19 protein-coding genes are annotated in these 21864 nt (G+C 75.4%); 5 read left to right on the top strand and 14 right to left on the bottom strand.

Annotation, left to right across the window (positions count from 1 at the left end; all coding sequences use genetic code 11):
• The first annotated feature begins 119 nt into the window (after positions 1 to 119).
• Positions 120 to 824 (top strand): thrombospondin, encoded by a 705-nt coding sequence (locus ACGFI9_RS30395; protein ID WP_393183351.1) that lies wholly within the window; start codon positions 120 to 122, stop codon positions 822 to 824.
• 42 nt (positions 825 to 866) lie between these two features.
• On the opposite strand, the gene ACGFI9_RS30390 is transcribed toward ACGFI9_RS30395, so the two are convergent.
• Positions 867 to 1304: a winged helix-turn-helix transcriptional regulator gene (locus ACGFI9_RS30390; protein WP_393183349.1), complete on the bottom strand. Its 438-nt coding sequence runs from the start codon at positions 1302 to 1304 to the stop codon at positions 867 to 869.
• A 105-nt stretch (positions 1305 to 1409) separates the two neighbouring features.
• Here ACGFI9_RS30390 and ACGFI9_RS30385 point away from each other — a divergent pair, with 105 nt between their 5' ends.
• The 3 genes from ACGFI9_RS30385 to rocD all read left to right on the top strand — a co-directional run bounded on the left by ACGFI9_RS30385 (position 1410) and on the right by rocD (position 4251).
• On the top strand, positions 1410 to 2048 hold the full coding sequence (locus ACGFI9_RS30385; protein WP_393183347.1) for an NAD(P)-dependent oxidoreductase: 639 nt from the start codon (positions 1410 to 1412) through the stop codon (positions 2046 to 2048).
• Between the two features lie 173 nt (positions 2049 to 2221).
• Positions 2222 to 3037: a dimethylargininase gene (gene ddaH / locus ACGFI9_RS30380; protein ID WP_393183381.1), complete on the top strand. Its 816-nt coding sequence runs from the start codon at positions 2222 to 2224 to the stop codon at positions 3035 to 3037.
• A complete protein-coding gene (gene rocD, locus ACGFI9_RS30375; protein WP_393183379.1) occupies positions 3037 to 4251 on the top strand; it encodes an ornithine--oxo-acid transaminase in 1215 nt (404 codons plus the stop codon). Before ddaH ends, rocD begins: the two co-directional genes overlap by 1 nt.
• 58 nt (positions 4252 to 4309) lie before the next feature.
• Here the strand turns inward: rocD and ACGFI9_RS30370 are convergent, their stop codons facing one another.
• The 6 genes from ACGFI9_RS30370 to ACGFI9_RS30345 form a co-directional block, all read right to left on the bottom strand.
• Complete coding sequence (locus ACGFI9_RS30370; RefSeq protein WP_393183346.1) at positions 4310 to 5458, bottom strand: FHA domain-containing protein; 1149 nt, start codon at positions 5456 to 5458, stop codon at positions 4310 to 4312.
• 155 nt (positions 5459 to 5613) lie between these two features.
• Positions 5614 to 6666, bottom strand: a complete 1053-nt coding sequence (locus ACGFI9_RS30365; protein WP_393183344.1) for a fatty acid desaturase family protein — start codon at positions 6664 to 6666, stop codon at positions 5614 to 5616.
• A gap of 124 nt (positions 6667 to 6790) precedes the next feature.
• Complete coding sequence (locus ACGFI9_RS30360; protein WP_393183343.1) at positions 6791 to 10498, bottom strand: SCO7613 C-terminal domain-containing membrane protein; 3708 nt, start codon at positions 10496 to 10498, stop codon at positions 6791 to 6793.
• Positions 10499 to 10545: 47 nt separating this feature from the next.
• A complete protein-coding gene (gene cutA / locus ACGFI9_RS30355; protein ID WP_393183341.1) occupies positions 10546 to 10866 on the bottom strand; it encodes a divalent-cation tolerance protein CutA in 321 nt (106 codons plus the stop codon).
• A 31-nt stretch (positions 10867 to 10897) separates the two neighbouring features.
• Positions 10898 to 11920 carry a 1-acyl-sn-glycerol-3-phosphate acyltransferase gene (locus ACGFI9_RS30350; protein ID WP_393183339.1) on the bottom strand — a complete coding sequence of 341 codons (1023 nt, stop codon included), beginning with the start codon at positions 11918 to 11920 and terminating at the stop codon, positions 10898 to 10900.
• The gene (locus ACGFI9_RS30345; RefSeq protein WP_393183338.1) at positions 11920 to 12753 is read right to left on the bottom strand and encodes a patatin-like phospholipase family protein; all 834 of its coding nucleotides are present in this window, start codon (positions 12751 to 12753) and stop codon (positions 11920 to 11922) included. Before ACGFI9_RS30345 ends, ACGFI9_RS30350 begins: the two co-directional genes overlap by 1 nt.
• 177 nt (positions 12754 to 12930) lie before the next feature.
• Between ACGFI9_RS30345 and ACGFI9_RS30340 the strand changes: the two genes are divergently transcribed.
• On the top strand, positions 12931 to 14385 hold the full coding sequence (locus tag ACGFI9_RS30340; protein WP_393183336.1) for a protein kinase: 1455 nt from the start codon (positions 12931 to 12933) through the stop codon (positions 14383 to 14385).
• 4 nt (positions 14386 to 14389) lie between these two features.
• Here ACGFI9_RS30340 and ACGFI9_RS30335 read toward each other — a convergent pair whose 3' ends face one another.
• From ACGFI9_RS30335 to ACGFI9_RS30305, 7 genes are all read right to left on the bottom strand, one after another.
• A complete protein-coding gene (locus tag ACGFI9_RS30335) occupies positions 14390 to 15451 on the bottom strand; it encodes a glycosyltransferase family 4 protein (RefSeq protein WP_393183377.1) in 1062 nt (353 codons plus the stop codon).
• Between the two features lie 133 nt (positions 15452 to 15584).
• Positions 15585 to 16256: a BON domain-containing protein gene (locus ACGFI9_RS30330; RefSeq protein WP_393183334.1), complete on the bottom strand. Its 672-nt coding sequence runs from the start codon at positions 16254 to 16256 to the stop codon at positions 15585 to 15587.
• Positions 16257 to 16417: 161 nt separating this feature from the next.
• Complete coding sequence (locus ACGFI9_RS30325; protein ID WP_393183332.1) at positions 16418 to 17983, bottom strand: trypsin-like peptidase domain-containing protein; 1566 nt, start codon at positions 17981 to 17983, stop codon at positions 16418 to 16420.
• 62 nt (positions 17984 to 18045) lie between these two features.
• A complete protein-coding gene (locus tag ACGFI9_RS30320; RefSeq protein WP_393183330.1) occupies positions 18046 to 19602 on the bottom strand; it encodes a sensor histidine kinase in 1557 nt (518 codons plus the stop codon).
• A complete protein-coding gene (locus ACGFI9_RS30315) occupies positions 19599 to 20300 on the bottom strand; it encodes a response regulator transcription factor (RefSeq protein WP_046571468.1) in 702 nt (233 codons plus the stop codon). The genes ACGFI9_RS30320 and ACGFI9_RS30315 overlap by 4 nt, the downstream gene beginning before the upstream one ends.
• Before the next feature lie 81 nt (positions 20301 to 20381).
• A complete protein-coding gene (locus tag ACGFI9_RS30310; protein ID WP_393183328.1) occupies positions 20382 to 20999 on the bottom strand; it encodes a PadR family transcriptional regulator in 618 nt (205 codons plus the stop codon).
• Positions 20996 to 21829, bottom strand: coding sequence for a DUF4097 domain-containing protein (locus ACGFI9_RS30305; RefSeq protein ID WP_393183326.1), 834 nt, complete (start codon positions 21827 to 21829; stop codon positions 20996 to 20998). Before ACGFI9_RS30305 ends, ACGFI9_RS30310 begins: the two co-directional genes overlap by 4 nt.
• Between the last annotated feature and the right edge of the window lie 35 nt (positions 21830 to 21864).

Here is a 21864-nt window from a genome sequence, read left to right as displayed (position 1 = left end):
GGCGCCGGCGCGACGCCGAGCCGGCGGGTCCGACCCGTCGACGGGTGTCGACTTCTCCCCCGCTGGGTACCTCTTTCCTGTCATGCGCGGCCTCCGCGCCCTGATCAGGAGGTGTCGAAGTGAAGATCCTGTCCCGCCGGAACGCCCCGGCGGCCAGTACGGATGAGAACGGCGACGGCGTCGTGGACGCCCGCGACGACAGCACCGTCGCGGACCGGGCCGACGGCCGGCCGGTGGTCACCGACCGCGACGCGGAGCGGACCACGTACCGGAGCGGCGCGACCGCCACCGAGGCGGAGCGGCGCGCGGCGGACCGGGCCGCGGCGGCACGCGCGGGCACCGGCCGGCCGCTGGACGCGGACACCCGGCGCGCCGGCACGGCGGTCGCCGCGGACCCGAGCGAGGAGCGGACCGTCGACCTGGACGGGGACGGCCGGCCGGACCGGCCGGTCGAGCGGCCCGACCTGGACTCCCGGACCGCCCCGGTGGCGGTCGGCCCGAAGCCCCGGGCCAGCCTGCTCGCCACCCTCGGCCTGATCGTGTCGGTGGTCGGCGCCCTGTTCGTGCTCTCCGGCACCCTGGCCGGCTACGGCATCGGGCTGGGCGCGGTCGGCGCGGTGCTCGCCGTGCTCGGGCTGATCGCCACCCGCCGCCGGCACGTGGCCGGCAAGACCGACGCGCTGATCGGCATCGCGGTGGGCATCGCCGCCGTGGTGCTCGGCATCGTGGCGATGACCGGCCAGTTCGACTGGCCGACCACCGACGGCGAGTGGACGGGCCGGTTCCGCGAGTGGCTTGATTCACAGTTTGCCAACTGGTTCTGACGGGCACTGTCCGGCTCGCCGGCGCAGGGCCGGCACGCCCGATCAGCTCTGGTGGTTCACCAGCCGGGCAACACCCTTGCTCGGGGGCGGCGGTTCGCCGCCCCCGAGACGTGTTCCAGGCCCGTCCGCCGGGACGACTCCCTCGCGCGCGTCGAGCAGCTCCTCCCAGTGCTCCCGGGCCCACGCGCAGGCCACTTCCATCGGGCCGAGCAGGCTGCGCCCGAGCGGGGTCAGCGCGTACTCCACCCGCCCGGCCCGGGCGTCGCGCCGGATCAGCCCGTCCTCCGCCAGCTTCCGCAGCGACCGGGTGAGCACCTTCGCGGTGACGCCGCGCAGCGGCACCCGCAGCTCCGAGAAGCGCCGGGGCCCGCCCTCGAGGCACCGGATGATCATCCCGGCCCACTTGTCCCCGAACCGGATCGGCGTCAGGTCCGACGGGCAGACTTCGTCGAACATGTCGGGGTCGAGCGGCGCACGCATGCCGCCCACCGTAGTCGGTATCCGGGTGGAAACCGGCCGCCTGGATAGCGTCCGCCCCGACCGGCCGGCGACCACGCCGGCCAACGGGTGATGAGGGGTACGTCGATGAGCAGGATCATCGTCTTCGGTGCCGGTGGGCGGGCCGGCCGGGCCGTGGTACGCCAGGCGCGCGACCGGGGGCACCGAGTCACCGCGGTGCTCCGCGACCCGGCCCGCCACCCAGATCTGTCCGCCGACGGGCAGGTGACGGTGGTCACCGGGGACGTCACCGACGCGGATCGGGTCGCCGAACTGGCCGCCGGGCACGACGCGGCGGTCCACGCGGCGGTCGACCTCTCCGCGCCGCCCGACGTCTTCTTCCCGGCGACGGCGCGGGCGCTGCTGAGCGGGCTCGGCCCGGCCGGGGTGGACCGGCTGTTGGTGGTCGGGCTCGCCTCGGTGCTGCCGACCGTCGCCGGCGTGCCGCTGCTCGACACGCCGGACTACCCGCAGGAGTACCGGGCCTTCTGCCTGGGGCACGGGGCGGGGACCGAGGTGCTGCGGCAGGCCGGCGGGGCCGTCGACTGGCTGGTGCTCAGCCCGGCCGGGGACTTCGACCACGGCGGCACGCCGACCGGCCGGTACCGGTTCGCGCCGGCCGACGCCGCGAGCCGGATCACGTACGCCGATCTGGCGGTGGCGCTGCTGGACGAGGTCGAGACGCCCCGGCACCGGCAGCTCCACCTCGGGGTGGAGCGGGCCTGAGCGGCGACGCAACGATCCACCGCGAGAAGCACGCCAGACGCAACGATCCGACGTCGTACGCAACTTCTCGCGGTGGATGTCGTCGGCCCGCGCCGCATACCGTTGGACCACGGCGCCAGCCCGTGGGCCGACGGTGGCCGGGCGCGCCCGACCCCTGGGAGCACGACATGACGATGGACGCCACCCGCCAGCGCTTCCTGATGTGCCGGCCGACGTACTTCGCCGTCGACTACGCCATCAACCCGTGGATGGACCCCACCGCGCCGGTGGACGCCGACCTGGCGATCCGGCAGTGGGAGCAGCTCCGCCAGACGTACGTCGACCTGGGCCACGAGGTCGAGCTGATCGACCCGGTGGCCGGCCTGCCGGACATGGTCTTCGCCGCCAACGGCGGCACGGTGATCGACGGCAAGGCCATGGCGGTGCAGTTCCGTGACCCGCAGCGCGCCGACGAGGCCCCCGCCTACCGCGCCTGGTTCGAGGCCGCCGGCTTCGAGATGTACGACCCGAAGCACGTCAACGAGGGCGAGGGCGACGTCCTGCTGGTCGGCGACCACCTGCTCGCCGGCACCGGGTTCCGCACCGCGCACGCCTCGCACGCCCAGCTCCAGGAGGTCTTCGGCTACCCGGTGATCACCATGCAGCTGGTGGACCCGCGCTTCTACCACCTGGACACCGCGCTCACCGTGCTCGACGAGCGGACCGTGGCGTACCTGCCGGAGGCGTTCTCGCCGGGCAGCCGGGCGGTGCTGCGCCGGCTGTTCCCGGACGCCATCCACGCGACCATGGCCGACGCCGAGGTGCTGGGGCTGAACGCGGTCAGCGACGGGCGGCACGTGGTGCTCCCCGCGCAGGCCAGCGACCTCGCCGCCAAGCTGCGCGACCGGGGCTACGAGACCATCGGGATCGACCTGTCCGAGCTGCGCAAGGCCGGCGGCGGTCCGAAGTGCTGCACGTTGCGACTCCGTCAGGGAAAGGCAAGCAAGTGATCGTCGACGACATGCTGCGGACGCCGGGGGCGGTACGCGACGCGGAGCGCCACACGGCGCACAACTACCACCCGCTGCCGGTGGTGATCTCGTCCGCCGAGGGCGCCTGGCTGACCGACGTGGACGGCCGCCGCTACCTGGACTGCCTGGCCGGGTACTCGGCGCTGAACTTCGGCCACCGGCATCCGAAGCTGATCGAGGCCGCGCACGCGCAGCTGGACCGGCTCACCCTCACCAGCCGGGCGTTCATCCACGACCAGTTCGCCGACTTCTGCCGCGAGCTGGCCGAGCTGTGCGGCAAGGACCTGGTCCTGCCGATGAACACCGGCGCCGAGGCGGTGGAGACCGGCATCAAGGTCGCCCGCAAGTGGGGCTACCAGGTCAAGGGCGTGACCCCGGGACAGGCCAACATCGTGGTCGCCGAGGGCAACTTCCACGGCCGGACCACCACCATCGTCAGCTTCTCCACCGACGAGGACGCCCGCGCCGACTTCGGGCCGTACACCCCGGGCTTCACGGTCGTCCCCTACGGCGACCTCGCCGCGCTGACCGCCGCGATCGACGAGAACACCGTCGCGGTGCTGCTCGAGCCGATCCAGGGCGAGCAGGGCGTCGTGGTCCCGCCGGAGGGCTACCTGCCGGGCGTCCGCCAGGTCTGCACCGAGCGGAACGTCCTGTTCATCGCCGACGAGATCCAGTCGGGTCTGGGCCGGACCGGCGCCACGTTCGCCTGCGACCTCGAGGGCGTCGTCCCGGACATGTACCTGCTGGGCAAGGCGCTCGGCGGCGGCATCGTGCCGGTCTCCGCGGTGGCCGCGAACACCGACGTGCTCGGTGTGCTCAAGCCGGGCCAGCACGGCTCGACCTTCGGCGGCAACCCGCTGGCCTGCGCCGTCGCCACCGAGGTGGTCCGGCTGCTCGCCACCGGCGAGTTCCAGCGGCGCTCGGCCGAGCTGGGCGAGCGGCTGCACGCCGGGCTGCGCGGCCTGATCGGCAAGGGCCTGGTCGCCGTCCGGGGCCGGGGCCTCTGGGCCGGGCTGGACATCGACCCGGCGCTGATGACCGGCCGGCAGGCCTGCGAGCGGCTGATGGAGCGAGGCGTCCTGGCCAAGGACACCCACGGCTCGACCATCCGGCTCGCCCCGCCGCTGGTGATCACCGAGGAGGAGATCGACCACGCGGTGGCCCAGCTCGCCGCCGTGCTGGCGGGCTGACCCCGTACGCGGAAGGGCGCCGGGACCACGACGGTCCCGGCGCCCTTCGTCGTTCCGGTCAGGGGCGGGGCAGCCGCATCGCCATGGTGGGCGCCTCGGCCATCACCGACGTCGGGCTGAACTTCGCGTCGCTGGGCAGCTCGTCGGCCCGGCCGACCTGCACGCCCGGGTAGAGCTCGACGATGTCGCCCTCGGCGAGCACCCGGGACTGCTGCGGGGCGAGCGCGATCCGGTCCGACTCGGCCATCGAGCCGCCCGGGCGTACGCCGGAGCCGTTGGTGCTGGTGTCGGTCACGATCACCTCGCCCACTCTCAGCTCGAACCGGACGTGGCTGCGGCTGATCCACCGCCGCGCCTCGTCGTTGAGCCACTGGCCGAGCACGATGCCGTCGGCCGGGTCCGGCGCCCGGCCGACCAGCACCGCCTGGGTCTCGGTGAGCACGAAGCGCCGCCGCACCAGCCCGCCGATCCGGACCGCCAGCACCTCCGTACGCGGGCGCGGCCCGGCGTCGCCGAGCCGGACGCCGTGCCGGGGACAGGTCGGCACGCCGTTGCGCAGGCTCGGCGGCGGCTGAGCGGCCGGGGCACGGTCCACCCGGGCCAGGTCGGCGAAGGCGCCGCCGCCACCGCCACCGCCGAAGAGGGCGCACCCGGGCTCGGGGCAGCGCCACTGCCGGGCGAGCAGCTTCGCGCCGACCGCCGAACGGCCGCCGGAGGCCGGGCTCTGCCCGCCGCCGACGTGCGCGATGAGCACCGGCCCGCCGGCGCCGGGCACCGGGGCGAGCACCCGCCCGGCCTGCCCGAGCCACGGGTAGCGGCCCTGCAACCCGTCGAACCGGACCCGGCTGAGCACCGGCAGGCCGAGCAGGTCCGCGACCTCGAGCACCCGGTCGCCGGGGTGGTCCAGCACCTCGACCAGGCCGTCGTCGGCCCAGCGCCGGACCACCATCCGCTCGTTCGAGGTCAGGTCCGCGTCGGAGAGCAGGGCCCGGTGCACGATCGCGTAGACCGGGACACTGTCCTCTCCCATCTCGCGGGAGAGGGCGTCGATCACCATGCCGAGCCGCAGCAGGCTGGCCGGCCGCCCGCCGTCCAGGTCCTGCCAGCGGATCACCTCGGCCAGATCGACCACGGCCCGGGCCAGCGAGGGGTCGGTGGTGACCCGCCCCTCGATGGCGTCCAGCACCTTGCTGATCTCGAATCTCATGGGGCGCTCCGGACGATGTCGTCGCTCCGCCGGGACGGGTTCTGCCCGCCCGGCTCGTCCCGCACCGCCTCGGCGGTGAGCACGTCTGCCATGCGACGACCCTACCGGCAGGCCCGGACCGACCCGTTTTCCGGCACGGCGGGCAGCCCGGGAGGTCAGCCGCGCCGCAGGGGCCGGCCCACCTCGTGCAGGTGCGCCAGCGCCTGCCGGTACGACTCGACCAGCCCGGTCTCCACGTACGGGATGCCCTGTTCCGCGCAGTACGCCCGGACGATCGGCCGGGCCCGGCGCAGGTTCGCCCGAGGCATGTTCGGGAACAGGTGGTGCTCGATCTGGTAGTTCAGCGCGCCCAGCGCCACGTCCACGAACCGGCCGCCCCGCACGTTCCGCGAGGTGAGCACCTGCTTGCGCAGGAAGTCCAGGTCGTCCTCGGCGCTCGGCATCGGCATGCCCTTGTGGTTGGGGGCGAACGCGCACCCCATGTAGAGCCCCCACAGCCCCTGGTGGACGGCGACGAAGAGCAGGGCCTTGCCCGGCGACATCACCGCGAACAGCAGGCCGAGGTAGCCGGCGGCGTGCGCGACGAGCAGCAGCGCCTCCACCGCGCGGTGCCGTACCGGGGTCCGCCACCGGCCGTCCGGCTCCCGGCCGACCAGTGCCTGGACGCTCGCCACGTGCAGCGCCAGCCCTTCGAGCAGGAGCAGCGGGAAGAACAACCACGCCTGCCGTCGGGCCATCCACCGGCTCAGCCCCCGGGTCGCCGCCGCCTGCTCGTCGGTCCAGACCAGCGCACCCGCCCCGACGTCCGGGTCCTCGTCGGCGTGGTTCGGGTTGGCGTGGTGCCGGTTGTGCTTGTCCACCCACCAGCCGTAGCTGAGCCCGACGGCGAGGTTGCCGGCGATCAGCCCGGCCAGCTCGCTCGGGCCGCGCCGGCGGAACATCTGCCGGTGGCCGGCGTCGTGCCCGAGGAACGCCACCTGGGTGGTGGCCACCGCCATCCCGGCCGCCAGCGCCAGCTGCGCCCAGGAGTCGCCGACCGCCACCACCAGCATCCAGCCGGCCAGGAAGGCGCCCAGGGTGAGCCCGATCCGGAGCGCGTACCAGCCCGGCCGGCGGGCGAACAACCCGGCTTCGGCGACCCGGCGGGACAGCCGCGCGTAGTCGCTGCCCCGCCGGGTCGGTGGTGCCGTCAACGTCGATGAGGTCATCCGATCCCGCTCCCCGGTGCCCGTGGTCACGCCGGCGGCGCGACTCTCCGTCACCGAGTCTGGTCGGATCGGTTGCGCAGGGTAATCCTGGCAACCCCCCAATCCGGGGTGGTGTTTTCCCTACCTAGCCCATCCGCCCGACGAGGGTGCGCAGCCGGGCCAGGTCCCGGCGGCGCCGCTCGTACGTGGCGGCGAGGCCGATCAGCGCCAGCCCGCCCAGCCCCAGGAAGATCCAGCGGGGCAGCAGGTCCCAGCCCCGGGCCAGCTCGTGCAGCGCCAGTGGCACCAGGGTGGCCGTGCCCAGCAGGACCGGCGCCTGCCAGCGCCGGGCCGCCCCGGCGAGCACCGCGCCGAGCGCGACCACGCCGAGCGCCAGCCGGCGCCACGGCTGCGGGTCCGGCGCCACCACCACCGACACCAGGCTGGGCAGCAGCGCCGCCGCCAGCCCCGGGCCGAGCGCCAGCCAGCTGTTCAGCCCGGGCCGGGTGCGCAGCGCCACCAGCCCCGCGACGAGGGCCAGCGCCGCCGCCGGTGCCGTGTACGCCTCCAGCACCACCACTCCGCCGGCGGCCAGCAGCAGCCACCCGCCGAGCAGTTCACTGCCGCCGGCCACCGCGGCGAGGGCCCGGCGTCCGGCCGGCGACTCGTCCCGGCGGAGCACCCGTACCGCCACGGCCGCGCCCCACAGCGCGCAGACCGCCGCCGCGTGCCGGAGCGCGCCGTCGGTGAGCAGCAGCGCCAGCACCGCGGTCGCCTGCGCCGCCGCCTCCAGCGCCGCGGTCGGGGCCGGCCGCAGCAGCGGTACGGCGTGCAGGGCCAGCGCCGCCACCGCCAGCACCGCGAACGCGGTGGTCCGCAGCGGCAGCCCGGCGGCCAGCGGCGCGGTCACCGCGAAACCGGTGGCCGACGCCACGGCCGCCAGCCAGCCGGCGAGCCGGGCGCCGGGGTGCCGCCCGGCCGCCCCGACGGCGACCGCCGCGACGACCAGTGCACCCAAGCCGACGAGCGTCCCGGCCCGGGTGGCGAGAAGCCCGCCCAGCCCGGGCAGGAGGAGCGCCGCTCCCACCGGTAGGGCCACCGCGGGCAGCGGCGGGCGCGGCGCGGCGAGCGCCGTCACCAGCAGCGCGCCCAGCCCGGCGCCGAACGCCGCGACGGGCACCACCGGCCACGGCGCGCCGGCCGCCGCCAGCAGCACCGGCAGGGCCACCGCGCCGAACGGCAGCGCGGCCAGCGCCGGCCGCCACCACCCGCGGCTCCAGCTCGGCCGGCGGCCCTCATGCGGCCTCCACGCCGCCAGGCGGCGCTCGGGATCGGAGGAAGGCCGGTCCGACGCCGCGCGGCGATCGGGGGCCGTCGCGATCCGGCCGTACGCCGCGGCGGCGACCCCGAGCAGCAGCAGCGTCAGGCCGGCGGCCGGCGCACCCGGTGCCGACACGGCGGCGGGCGCCCCGGACCACGGGCGGACCGGCAACCCCAGCAGCACCCCGAGGGTCGCCGGGGCGGCGGCGAGCAGCGCCAACCCGGCCAGCCCGGCACCGACCACCCGGGGAGCGATCGGCGGCCGGGCGCCCCCGCCGGCGGCCAGCGCCAGCAGCACACCCGACGCGGCGTAGAGCGACACCGGTTCGCCACCGGCCAGGACAAGCGGCGTGGCCGCTACCGCGGCGAGCCCGACGGCGAAGCCGGCCGAGGCGTACCCGTGCAGGTCGGTCCAGTGTCGACGGACCGCGAGGACGGCGACCACCAGCACCGCGGCGGCGGCGAACGCGCCCCGCAGTTGCCACCAGGACGGGGCGCCGAGGCCGAGCAGCCCCACCGCCACCGCCGGCGGTACGGCGACCAGCCCCGCCGCCAGCGCCACGCCCCCGACGGCGGGCTGCGCACCGGAGCCGCGCCGGCCCAGGGCCGCCGCCAGCACGCCGACGGCGGCCAGGACGGCGAACGCGGTTCCCGCCCCGGCCGGCGCGGCGCGGCCGACCAGCAGGGCGTGACCGGACAGTACGGCGGCCGCGAGCGCGGGGACCACGACGGCTCCAGGTCGCGGCGCGGCGGCAGACGCGCCGAGCTGGAGTCGTCGGTCGACCGCCGGGTACCGCCGGTTCGGCCGGTGCACGGCGGCGAGCAGCAGCACGCCGGCCGCGACCAGGTCGAGCGCCACCACCAGCGGCCACCGGGTGACCGTGACGGCCGGAGCGGCCAGTACGGCCAGCGTGCCGCCGACCGCGCCCACGACCGGCCAGCCGGCGCGGGGCACGTGCAGCGCCACCGCCCCGGCGGTGAGCAGGACGGCCACCAGGAGCTGCCACCCCCACGACCAGGCCGGCACCGGATCCGCCCCCGACCAGGCCGGGTACGAGGCGACAGCGGTCGCGGCGCCGACGACCACGGCACCGGCCACGGCGACCTGGCCCAGCCCGGCCGCGATCACCAGCGCCCCCACCCGCGGCCCGGTACGCAGCCGCTCCGGCACCGCCCGCACCGCCCCGGCCAGCGCGGCCACCACCAGTGCGGCCGCCAGCGGCAGCACTCCCGGCCGCAGCTCGGCGACCGGCCGGATCAGCGCGGTGGCCAGCACCGGCACCAGCAGCCCCGCCGCGACCGCGCGGTACGTGCGACCGCCGGCGGCCAGCGCGCCGGCGCCCAGGGCCAGCGCCACCAGCAGCAGCGGGCCACCGGCCAGCAGCGGGGTGCCGGCCGCCCTCCCCAGGACGAGCGGTACCAGCGCACAGCCGGCCGCGACGGCGAGCGCGACGCCGTGCCCGACCCAGCCGAGCACCAACCCGGCGAGCACGGTGGCCGGCCCCCCGCCGGCCACCGGTCCCCCGCTCGGCGGGTCGGGGTGGACCGGCCCCCCGCCGGCCACCCCGCGGACCGGGGCTCCGCCGACCGGCGACGGCACCCCGGCCCGGTCCCGGACCGCGTCGCCCACCCGCGACCCGATCCGGTTCCGCAGGACGACCACCACCACGAGGTCGCCCAGCGCCACCGCGGTGAGGACCAGCGCCCAGCCGGCGGCGGACGGCTGCGCCGCGGCCACGGCCAGCGGCAGTACGGGCTGCGCGGTCAGCAGCGCCGCGAACCACGGCACGGTGAGCCGGCTCAGCCGCGCGTACCCGGCCGCCACGGCCGTGCCGATCCCCCCGACCAGCGCGGCGTACCGGCTCCCCGGCCAGCCGGCCACCCCGAGCAGGTCCACCGACCAGGCGGCGTACCCGTCGAGCAGCACCAGCAGCAGCCCCACGGCGGCGAACGTCTCGGCGGTGCCGGCCAGCCCGCGCCGGCGGGCCAGCAACGGCGCGGCGAGGGCGAGCGCGGTGCAGGCGAGCAGGATCAGCGCCCGCCCGGCCACCCCGAACGCGGCCCAGGCGACCGCGGTGAAGACCACCGCCGCGGTGCCGAGCAGCAGTCCACCCAGGACGAAGAGGAGACCCTGAACGGCGCGCGTCGAGGTCTCCGCCCCGCCGGGCCGTCCGGGGCCCGGCAACGGGACCGGCGGCACGGCCGGCGCCGGCGGGGCGACCGGGCGCGGGAGTGGGATCTCCCGCCGGGTGCGACCACTCCGGCTCGGCGTGTCTGACGCCACGCCGCGACCCGGAGCAGTCGTCCGGGCGCTCAGCTCCGCCCGGCGGGCCAGGGCCGCGCCGAGCCGTCCCGCCAGGTCCTGGTACGTCACCCGGGCCTGCTCCACCTGCGGGGTGAGGGTGGCGATCTCCCGGTCCAGCCGGATCACCTCGGCGGCCGGCGGGTACGGCGGGCGGCCGCAGCCGCGGCACCCGGCGACGAGATCGGCGGGGGCGCCGCAACCGGGACAGGGGTAGCCGGTGTTCTCCACCGGACCAGCATCGACGCCGGGGGCAAGGGGGAACAGAGTAGGCGTACCTAGGGCCGGGTCTGCTCGTGCACCCAGGCGGCGTAGTCGGGGTTGCCGCTCTCCACCCGGGCCACCAGGATCTCCGGCACCTCGTACGGGTGGTTGACGCGGAGCTGGTCGACCAGGGCGTCCACCCGGTCCGGCGCGGTCTTGAACTGCACCGACCACTCGGTGGTGGTCTCGATCGCGGACCGCCACCAGTAGGTGCTGTCCACCTGGCCGCCGACCTGGGCGCACGCCGCCAGGCGGCCGGCGACGGCCGTGGCCGCCAGCACGTCCGCCACCGGGCGGGCGTCCACCACCGTCGTCACCACGCAGATCTGCTCCACTAGCGCACCCTACGCGGCCGGCCCGGCCGGGTCAGCCGGCGGCGACGCCGTCCCGGTTGGCGGCGATCCACCGGTCGATCCGCGCCCACCAGTCGAAGAGCCAGTCGATGCGCTCCTGCCGGTCGGTGGGGACCTTCTCCGGCGGCACCGACCAAAAGCGCATCACGATCCGCTTGTCCATCGGCAGTTCGCGCCACACGTCGGTGACGGTGAGCATCCGGTCCAGCCCGGTGTGCGCCACGAAGATCACCCCGGCGTCCGGGGCGGCGTCCAGGGCGGCGAGCAGCCCGCCCGGCTGCGGGGCGAGCACGTGCTGCATCCGCTCCGCGCGCAGGGCCATCCGCTCCAGGCCGAGCGCGCGCAGCCGGGCGATGGCCCGCAGCCGCCGGCTGGGGGTGAAGTTGCCGCCCTCCGGGAAGATCACGAAGGCGTCGTCGTCGTCCAGGTCGATGGCGAGGTGGCCGATCTGCCGGATCGCCGACTCCCGGCCGTCCGGCCCGGGCGCGATGAACCGGTTGGGCAGCCGGTTGAGCAGGACGTCGATCGCCGGATCCCACTGGAGGCTCTCCTTGAGCACGATCCGGGGCTCGCGGTGGAACCAGTTCACCAGCGCGTGGATCAGGATGAACGAGTCGCCGGGCCCGGCGTGCCGGCAGAGCACCAGCTCGGGGCGGCCGGGCAGCGCGGTGTCCGGGTCGGTGCCGACCACGTCGATCCGCAGCCGCAGCGTCCAGCGGGCCTGCCAGAACAGCACCCGCAGGAAGTACCCGGCGAGCAGGTAGTGCGCGCGCTGGAAGGCCGGCGAACGCTTGCGTGCCCCGAAGCCGGAGGCCAGCCAGAGCACGAAGAGGGCGAGCAGCGCGGCCGCGTCCCAGACCAGGTAGACCGTGCCGATCCAGAGCAGCCGCAGCGGCCGCAGCCGCCCCGGCACCAGGGGCGAGGCGGCCAGCGCCAGCAGCGCCCAGCCGGGCAGGGTGACCAGGACCGCGACGGCGAGCAGCACCACGCCGGGCGCGAGCAGCAACCGGCGTACCCAGCGCGGCGGCAGCGGCATCAGCGCTCCAACTGGCTGTCCAGGTAGCGACGGGAGGCGGTGTACGCGCGGCTGATCCGCCGCCCCACCGCCGCCATGTCGCGGTAGGCCCACGGGCTGTCCTCGCGCGGCCCCGGCCCGCCGGTGGGCAGCACGTGCACCTCGACGCCTTCGGGCAGGGCGGCCATCTCCCGGGCGAACCGGTGCCGCCGGGCGATCTCGAAGGCCACCTGGGCGATCTCCCAGGGCCGGCGGGGCGGGGACAGCTCGCGTTCGATCCGCCCCACCTGGAGGACGAAGATCTGCGTCGCCCCGGCGGCGACCGCCTCGCCGACCGGGATCGAGTTGACCACGCCGCCGTCGATGTAGTGCTGACCGTCGATCTCGGTGGGCGGCAGCAGGCCGGGGACCGAGGCGGAGGCGAGCACCGCCGGCACCAGCGGTCCGCTGTGGAACCAGTGCTCGGCGGCGCGCTCGATGTTCGCCGCGCAGCAGCGGAACGGCACCTTCAGGTCGGCGAAGGTGGTCTCCTCGCCCAGTTCGTTCTCCAGCAGCCGGCGCAGCGGCCGGGGCGAGTGCAGGTGGGTACGGGCGGCGAAGCGGCGCAGTTGCCGGGCGACGGAGTCGCCGTACACCTCGCTCGCCTCGGGTGAGGCCCAGAGCCGGACCAACCGGTCGGTGACCGCCTCGGTCGGGTCGGCGGCGACCAGGGCGCCGTTGACCGCGCCGATCGAGGTGCCGAGCACCATGTCCGGCCGGATCCGGGCCCGGAACAGGGCGCGCAGCATGCCGACCTCGACCGCGCCGAGCACTCCGCCACCGCCGAGCACGAACGCCACCGGACCACTTGCCATGCCGTTCATCCTGGCACGCGGCCGGTAGGCCGCCCGGCGCAGCCGGCCGGGCCGGCAGCCGTGCTCACCGGGGGCGACCAGGGCGGCGCGCGCCGTCGACCACGGACCGGACACCCGTTGACACGCCGGACACATTCCCGCAACCTGATAGCGCTCCCAAGCCCAGGCAGGTGCGATGTGAAGGCGTCACTGCACGCCGGCAGGCTGCTGGCCCGCAGGTACCGGCTCATCGACCAGATCGGGGCCGGCGGCATGTCCGTCATCTGGCGTGCCCGCGACGAGGTGCTGGACCGGATCGTCGCGGTGAAGGTGCTCGCGCCCTCGCTCGCCGCGGACGCCCGGTACCGCGGCATGGTGCGCGAGGAGGCCCGCTCCGCCGCCCAGTTGGTGCACCCGCACGTCACCGCCGTGCACGACTACGGCGAGACGGTGGCGCCGGACGGCAGCATCACCTCCTTCGTGGTGATGGAGCTGCTCGTCGGCGAGGAGTTGGAGCACCGGCTGACCGAGGGGCCGCTGCCCTGGACGCAGGCGGTGGAGACCGGCGCGCAGGTGGCCGAGGCGCTGGCCGCGGCGCACCGGCTGGGCATCGTGCACCGGGACATCACCCCGGCCAACGTGATGATGACCCGGATCGGCGCGAAGGTGCTGGACTTCGGCATCGCCACCCGGGTCGGCGCTCCGGACGAGGACGAGGACGGCGGCACCTTCGGCACCCCGGCGTACGTCGCGCCGGAACGGCTGGACGGCGCGCCGGCCCAGCCCGCCACCGACGTCTACTCGCTGGGTGTGCTGCTCTTCGAGACGCTGACCGGCCAGGTGCCGTACCCGGCGGACACCTGGGAGCAGCTCAGCCGGGCGCGGGCCGAGGGCACGGCGCCGACGCTGGACGACGTACCGGGACTGCCCGCGCCGGTCGCGGAGATCTGCCTGCGCTGCCTGGCCCGCGACCCGCGCCGCCGCCCCACCGCGCACCAGGTCGCGGCGGCGTTGCGGGAGCAGTTGCTGCCCGCCGATCCGCCGGCCGCCACCACCCTGCCGACCCCGACGGTGCCCCTGCCGGGGGAGCCGACCGCGGCGGACCCGGCGCACGCGGGCGGCGCCGGCGCGGCGAAGGACGGCGCGGGGCGCCGCCGCCGGCCGCTGCTGGCGGTCGCGGTCGGGGTGGTGGTGGTCGCCGGGGCAGTGCTGCTGGTGCCCGCCCTCGTCCCGGACCGCCAGCCGCCGACCGGCGGGCTGCCGACGGCGGGACCCGTGGTCGTTCCCTCCGTGACGCCGTCGAGCCGGGCCCCGGCCCGGACCGAGCCGCCCGCGCCGGGCCCGACCCGGCCGTCCCGGGCCACCACCACGCCCGCGCCACCGCCGGGGGCCAGCCTGGTGGAGGCGGCCAACCGGGTGGAGGGCCTGATCGAGGACGGGCTGGCCGCCGGCCAGATCCGCGAGGACGTCGGCGTCGACCTGCGCAACCTGCTGCGCAACGCGACCGCGGCGTCCGAGGCGGGCGACCTGGCCGCCGCGGTGGACCGGCTCCGCGACAAGATCGCCGACCGGCGGCGGGAGGGCAGCATCAGCCTGGAGTACGCCCGTCAGCTCGACGCGGCCGCCGCCGATCTCGCCGCGGCCCGCACCTGACCGGTCAGCGGGCGACGACGGGGGCGGGTTGCCGCTGCCCGGCCTGCGCGGCCCGGGCGGCCAGGAAGCTCCGGTACACCGACTCGTAGCCGAGGGCCATCCGTTCCACCGAGAAATTCTCGGCGACGTGCGCCACGCAGTCGGCCGGGTCGAGGCGGGACGACTCGCGCAGCGCCGCCGGCAGGTCGTCGGGGCGGTCGCAGACCAGCCCGGTCAGCCCGGGCCGGACCAGCTCCGGCACCGCGCCCCGGCGCAGCGCGACCACCGGCGTACCGGTCGCCATGGCCTCCACCATGACCATGCCGAACGGCTCCTCCCACTGGATCGACATGATCAGGCAGCGGGCGTCGAGCAGCAGCCGCAGGGTCTCGTCCCGGTCGGCGTTGAGCACCACGGTGATGTCCTCGTCCAGCAGCGGCTCGACCACCTGCTCGAAGTAGCGGCGTTCGGCGGGCTCGTTGCACTTGCCGGCGAGGGTGAGCGGCAGGCCGGCCGCCCGGCAGGCGCGGATGGCCAGGTCCGGGCCCTTGTCGGGGCTGAACCGGGCGAGCCAGAGCACCGGCCCCTGGCCCGGGGCCCGCTTGCGCGGGACGTCCCGCAGTGGCAGCGCGTTGTGCACGGTGCCCACCCAGGGCAGCTCCGGGTTGGCCCGGCGCTGGGCGTGCGAGATGGCGACCAGCCCCACCCCGTGGTCGGTGTTGCTGAGCACGGTGCCGTACTCCCCCACCGGGTTGCCGTGCACGGTGGCCACGGTGGGCACCCGCCGGCGGCCGGCGACCAGCGGGCCGATGGTGGTGTGGTCATGGATGACGTCGAAGTCGGCGGGATCCACCAGCCGGTTGACGTGGGCCAGGTGGGCCAGCTCGGGCAGCGACTCGCCCAGCCGGTCGTACTGGACGTCCGGGCAGGTGGAGACGTATTCGGCGGCGGTGCCGTGATCCGGACCGGCACCGAAGACGGTCACCGCGTGACCGCGGTCCACCAGCGCGTTCAACAGGCCGGCCACCACCTGTTCCAGCCCGCCGTAGCCGGGGGGCGGCACCGACAGCCAGGGCGGCACCACCATGGCGATCCGCAGCGGCCGGGCGCGCGAGCGTTCCGACGGCAGGTGGTTCACGGCGACGAGTCCTCCCCGTTGGTCCCGTACGTGATCGGCGGCGCTTTCCCGGCGCGACCGGCGGTAAACGAGGCGCGCCGGCTCACCCCGTCACCATGATCCGGTCGTGCACCTCGCGGACGCCCGGCATGGCCCAGGCGGCCCGTTCCGCCTCCTCCCGCTGCCACCAGGAGCGGACGGCCCCGGCGAGCACCACGGTGTCGCCGCTGACCTGGACGTCGATCCGCTCGGTGCCGGTCCGCCGGAAGAGCACCCGTTGCAGGTCGCGCCGGTTCTGCTCGTCGCTGGACGGGCTCGGCGGAGACACCTCCACCAGGTTGGTCACCCCGCGTACGCCGCGCAGCCGGCGCAGCTCCCGCTCGGCGGTACGCCGCTGGAAGCCGAACTCGACCTCGCCGCGGAGCATGACCCAGCCGTCGGCGACCGTCACGTCCAGCCGGTCGGCCGGGACGAAGCTGTCCCACTCCAGCGCCCGGCTGGCCGCGATGGCGATGTCGGCGTCCGTACGCTCCTCGCCGGCGGGCAGGCGTACCTCGAGGTCGCTGGCGACCGCGCGGACCCCGCGCACCCGGTGGGCGCAGCGCTCGGCCGCCCAGCGCCGGGCGTAGCTGTCCACCTCGCCGGTCAGCGTCACCACCCCGTCGGCGACGGTCACCCCGATCTCGGTCGGCCGGGTCTGCGCGTCCCAGTCGAGTTCGGCGAGCACGTCCCGCTGGATCTCCGGATCGGTACGGACGGCGGCGGTGGTGGTCATGACGTCCCCTCCCGTGCGGTTCCCGGTCCGTCGAGCGTGCCGCCGGACGGGGTGAGCCGGGCTCACCCGGAGCGGGTGAGACCCGAAAATGGGCGGCGGGTGACGGAGTCAACCCCCTTGACTCCGTCACCCTCCGCCCGTGGAGGAGGCAGGTCTGTTGGTCAGGACGTCTCGGCGAGCGTCACGGTTGCCGTCTCGGTCGACCCGTTGCGCTTGAACTCCACCTGGACCCGGTCGCCGACCTTGCCCGCCTGGACGGCGCCCACCAGGTCGTTGGAGTCGTTGATCACCTTGTCGCCGAACTTGGTGATCACGTCGCCCCGCTGGAGCCCGGCCTTCTCGGCCGCGCTGCCCGGGGTGACCGCGGCGATCAGCGCGCCACCGTCCTCGGCTGCGTTCACGCTGACCCCGAGCGACGGGTGGCTGATCTTCTCGCCGCGCTGGAGCTTCTCGGCGACGTCCTTGGCCTTGTTGCTCGGGATGGCGAAGCCGACGCCGATGTTGCCGTTGCTGCCCTGCCCGGCGGTGGCGATCGCGGTGTTGATGCCGATCACCTCGCCCCGGGTGTTGACCAGCGCGCCGCCGGAGTTGCCCGGGTTGATCGGGGCGTCGGTCTGGAGCAGGCCGGAGATCGAGCTGGCGCCCTGCCGCGGGTCCTGCTGCTGGCCCTCCTCGCCGGCGGAGATGGTGCGGTCCCGGGCGCTGAGGATGCCGGCGGTCACCGAGCCCTGCAGGCCGAGCGGGCTGCCCAGGGCGAGCACCTGGTCACCGACCTGCATGGCGTCGCTGTCGCCGAACCTGGCCGCCTTCAGGCCGCTCACCCCGCTGGCCTTGACCACGGCGAGGTCGGTCTTGGGGTCGGTGCCGACGATCTTCGCCTGGGCGGACTTGCCGTCGGCGAAGACGACCTTGACCGTGTCGCCGTTGGCGGAGGCGACCACGTGGTTGTTGGTCAGGACGTACCCGTCGGCGCTGAGGATCACCCCGGAGCCCTCACCGCTGCCCGTCATGATCGTGACGATGCTGTCCTGGACGGAGGCCGCGATCTTCGGCAGGTCGGCGCTGTTGATCACCGGGGCCGCCGAGTAGGTGCGGGTGACGGTGGTGTGCCCGCCCACGGCGAGCGCCAGGGCGCCGCCGGCCACGCCGGAGCCGAGCATCAGGGCCAGCGCCAGCGCGCCGGCGCCGACGAACTTCCCGGCCCGGCTCGGCCGGACCGGCTGCGGCTGCGGGGCCCACGGCGGGACCGGCTGGCCGGCCTGGTGCGGCTGCCCGCCCGGGTACGCCTGATGCGGCTGGTAGGGCACCGGGCCGCCCTGCGGCTGGTAGCCGCCCTGGTGCGCCCAGCCGCCCTGCTGCTGGCCCCCGTACCAGGGCTGCTGCGGCTGGTACGGCGGCGCGGACGGGGTGGCCGCCGGCGGCGCGTACGGGCCGGCGGGCTGAGCCGGCGGCTCGGTGCGGCCGGCGTCCGTGGCGTACGGGCCGGCGGGCTGAGTCGATGTGGTGTCGCTGGCGGCGGGGGTTCCGGCGGCCGGGGAGTCGGCCGGAACCGGCGCGCCCGCCGGCGTGGTGGTGACGAGGTCCGGCTGCCCGGCCTCGGTGCGGGGCAGCGGGGCGGTGGAGTCCGACTGCCCGTCTCCGGTGCGGGGCAGCTCGGCGGTGGGGTGCGACGGCTCGGCGTCGGCCGGGGCCGGCGTCCGCTGCTGGTCGGTCTCGTGCTCGCTCATGCCTCCACCTTGCCCGCTGGCACTGCGACCAGCCTGGAACCTGCCTGAAGGTTTTCTGAAAGTCACTCCCCCGAGTCGGGCGTCTCCGGCAGCAGCGGCAGCTTCACCCGGAAGGTGGCCCCGCCGCCGGGCGTCTCGGCCACCTCGACCGTGCCGTGATGCGCGGAGACCAGCGCGGCGACGATGGCCAGCCCGAGCCCGGTGCTGGTCGGTCCGCCGGCCCGTCGGGTCCGGGCGGCGTCCACCCGGTAGAACCGCTCGAAGACCCGCTCGGCCTGCTCCGGGGTGAGCCCCGGGCCGGTGTCCGCCACCTCCACCACGGCCAGGTTGCCCGGCTCCACCCGCAGCCGCAGGGTCACCGAGGCCTCCGGCGGGGTGTGGGTGAGCGCGTTGGTCATCAGGTTGCCGATCACCTGCCGCAGCCGGGCGTCGTCGCCGAGCACCACCAGCGGACCGGCGCCCTGCTCGATCTCCAGCTCGATCCGGCGCTCCGGATCGACCGCCCGGGCCGCCTGGACCGCGTCGGAGGCCAGCACCGGCAGCTCCACCGGGGCCAGTGTGATCGGCCGCTCCCGGTCCATCCGGGCCAGCAGCAGCAGGTCCTCCACCAGCAGCCCCATCCGGGCCGCCTCGTCCTCGATCCGCCGCAGCAGGCCGGCGGTCTGCTCGGGTGCCCGGGCCGCGCCCTGCCGGTAGAGCTCGGCGAAGCCGCGGATGGTGGTCAGCGGGGTACGCAGCTCGTGCGAGGCGTCCGCGATGAACTGCCGCATCCGCTCCTCGGAGCGGCGGGCCCGCGCCTCGGACGCCTGCGCCGACGCGGCCGCGTCCCGGGCGCTGACCTCCGCGCTGCGGGCGGCCGCCTCGGACGCCGCCCGGGCGGTGAAGGCCGCCTCGATCTGCGCGAGCATCGCGTTCAGTGCCCGGGAGAGCCGGCCCAGCTCGGAGGTCGGGCAGGCCCGGCCCTCCTCCGGGTCGGGCACCCGCCGGGTCAGGTCACCGCCGGCGATGGCCGCCGCGGTCCGCTCGATCTCCACCAGCGGCTTGAGACTGGTACGCACGATGCCCGCGCCGACCGAGGCCAGGATGATCAACACTGCCCCGCCGACCAGCAGGTCGATCCAGACGAGTTGCCGGACGGCCAGGTCGATGTCGACCATGTTCTGCCCGACCGCGATGAACTGGTCGTCGTCGACCTGTTTGACCACCACCCGCCAGCGCAGCCGCTTGTCGGCCGCGTCGGTGGTGAAGGCACCCTGGCCAGCGTGCTGCTGGTACCAGGAGAACTGGTTGAGCGAGCCGGGCAGGTCGTCCTCGGAGAGCCGCCTGTCCCAGTAGATCTTGGCCCTGCCCTCGCTCCGGCTGGCGATGACCGCCATGTAGTCGCTGGGCAGGTTGTTGCCCTGGGTGTTGCTGCTCGGAACCGACGTCGGATCGACCCGCGCGAGGTACGAGTTCAGCTCGTCGTCGAGCCGGTCCACCAGGTAGCTGTGCAGGAAGAACGCGGTGAGCGAGCTGATCACGACGAGCGCCGCCGCCACCAGGGCCAGCACCGAGGCGACCAGCTTCACCCGCAGCGGGACGCTGCGCAGCCAGCCCTTCGCGTCGTGCAGGGCGTTCACGCCGCCGGCTTGCGCAGCACGTACCCGACCCCGCGCAGGGTGTGGATCAGCCGGGGCTGGGTGTTGTCGACCTTGCGCCGCAGGTAGGAGATGTACGACTCGACGATGTTGTCGTCGCCCCGGAAGTCGTAGTTCCAGACGTGGTCCAGGATCTGCGCCTTGGAGAGCACCCGGTTGGCGTTGAGCATCAGGTAACGCAGCAGCTTGAACTCGGTCGGGGAGAGCTGCACCCGCTGGCCGGCCCGGTGCACCTCGTGGGTCTCCTCGTCCAGCTCCAGGTCGGCGAAGGTGAGCCGGGAGGGGGCGTGCTCACCGGTGGCGGTACGCCGCAGCACCGCCCGGATCCGGGCGGTCAGCTCCTCCAGGCTGAACGGCTTGGTCACGTAGTCGTCGCCGCCCAGGGTCAGCCCGCGGATCTTGTCGTCGGTGGCGTCCCGGGCGGTCAGGAAGACCACGGGGGTACGCGTACCGCCCTCGCGGAGCATCCGGATGACCTCGAAGCCGTCGAGGTCGGGCAGCATCACGTCGAGGACGACCAGGTCGGGCCGGTGGTCCTTGGCGGCGTTCAGCGCGGCGCTGCCGCTCGTCGCGGTGGCGACGTCGAATCCCGCGAAGCGCAGGCTCGCGGAGAGCAGCTCGAGGATGTTCGGGTCGTCCTCGACGACGAGCAGTCGGGCCTCGGTCTGGGTAGCCACCATGCACCCATCATCCGCGTTCTGGCTGCGGCCGCGCTGGGTGGATCCTGGAAACAACCTGTGAGCCGGGCACCCGGGGCGGGCTCAGCGGAGCAGCCGGCGCAGCCCGTCCAGCGCGCCGTCCAGCAGCCGGATCGCCGTACGGAGCTGGGTGTCGGTGAGCCGACCGGCACGGACCAGCGCGCCGACCTCGACGGTGAACGCGGCGAGCCGCTGGTCGAACTCGGCGAGCAGGGGCGACTCGGCCGCCCCGGTCCGCGCCCCGTTGCCGGCGGTACGCGCCGGCGGGGGCTCCCAGCGGGTCCGGCGGGTCTGCCGGGCCGCCTCGCGCAGCTCGCGCTTCAGGTCGCGGACCGAGCCGCGTACCTCGGTCTGGATCTCCCCGGCCAGGGCGGAGAGGTCCTCGACGGAGGCGGTGATGTCGGACTCCAGGGTGGCCAGCTCGCCGGCGCGCTGCCGCAGCTCGGCGCGGCCCGCCTCGGTGATCTCGTACACCTTGCGGCCACCAGCGGCGGTGTGGGTGACCAGACCCTCGACCTCCAGGCGCTGGAGCCGGGGGTAGATGGTGCCGGCACTCGGCGCGTACAGGCCGAGGAAGCGGTCCTCCAGCAGCCGGATCAGCTCGTAGCCGTGCTTGGGACCGTCGTCGAGCAGCTTGAGCAGGTAGAGCCGGAGCCGCCCGTGACTGAACACGGCGGTCACGGCAGCTCCTCCAGGTCGTCGTCCTCGACGGGCCTGGCCAGCAGGGCGATGCTGCCGGAGGTCGCGGACGCCCAGAGCTTACCCTCGCCCGCGCCGAGCACCCCGTGGCTGTCCTTGATGGCGCCGAAGCCGGCGCCGCCGCCGATCTGCGGGAAGCCGCTGGTGATCCGGCCCGAGGTGGTGTGCAGGTGCACCGCGAGGTCGCTGTCCTCCCGGACCCGGACGGTGATGCTGCCGGAGATGGCGCTGAGCCGGATCTCGCTGCCGCGAGGGTTGTCCAGGTCGCAGGTGATCGACCCGGAGACCGCGTGGGCGCGCACCCGTTCGGGCGCGCTGTCGGCGAGGATCAGCTCGCCGGAGACCGTCTCCAGGGTCAGGTCGCCGCCCACGCCGAGCGCCTCCACCGGACCCGAGGTCACCTTCGCGGTGGTCCGGCCGCGCAGCCCCATCAGGGTGACCTGGCCGGAGGTGACGTCGACCCGGGTGTCCCGGCGCAGGCCGGAGGCGACCAGCGAGCCGTCGATCAGGTGCAGGTCGGCCAGCACGTCGGCCGGGACGGCGATGGACACCTCGGCCCGGAACCGGCGGCCGAGCTGACCGAGCCACCAGAGCACTCCCGGCCAGCGCGGGGGCCGCTCGTGCCCGACGGTCAGCCGGCCGTCGCGGAGCTCGACCAGGACCGGGCGGCGGCTGACCCGGTTGACGTCGACCCGGGCCGGGCCGTCGGTGCCGACCACGTTGAGCCGGCCGCTGATCAGGTGCACGTCCAGCCGGGTGACCGGCTCGTCCAGGATGAGCCGCTGCGGGCTGTCGACCGTCCAGCTGGCCATGACGTCCTCCCCTCGGTGACGTGCCTACCCGGGCA

Origin of the sequence: Micromonospora sp. NPDC048930, from assembly GCF_043197935.1 — a bacterium.
Classification (GTDB): domain Bacteria; phylum Actinomycetota; class Actinomycetes; order Mycobacteriales; family Micromonosporaceae; genus Micromonospora.
The sequence above is the reverse complement of the archived record's forward strand: the minus strand, read 5'-3'. Positions and strand labels throughout refer to the sequence as shown.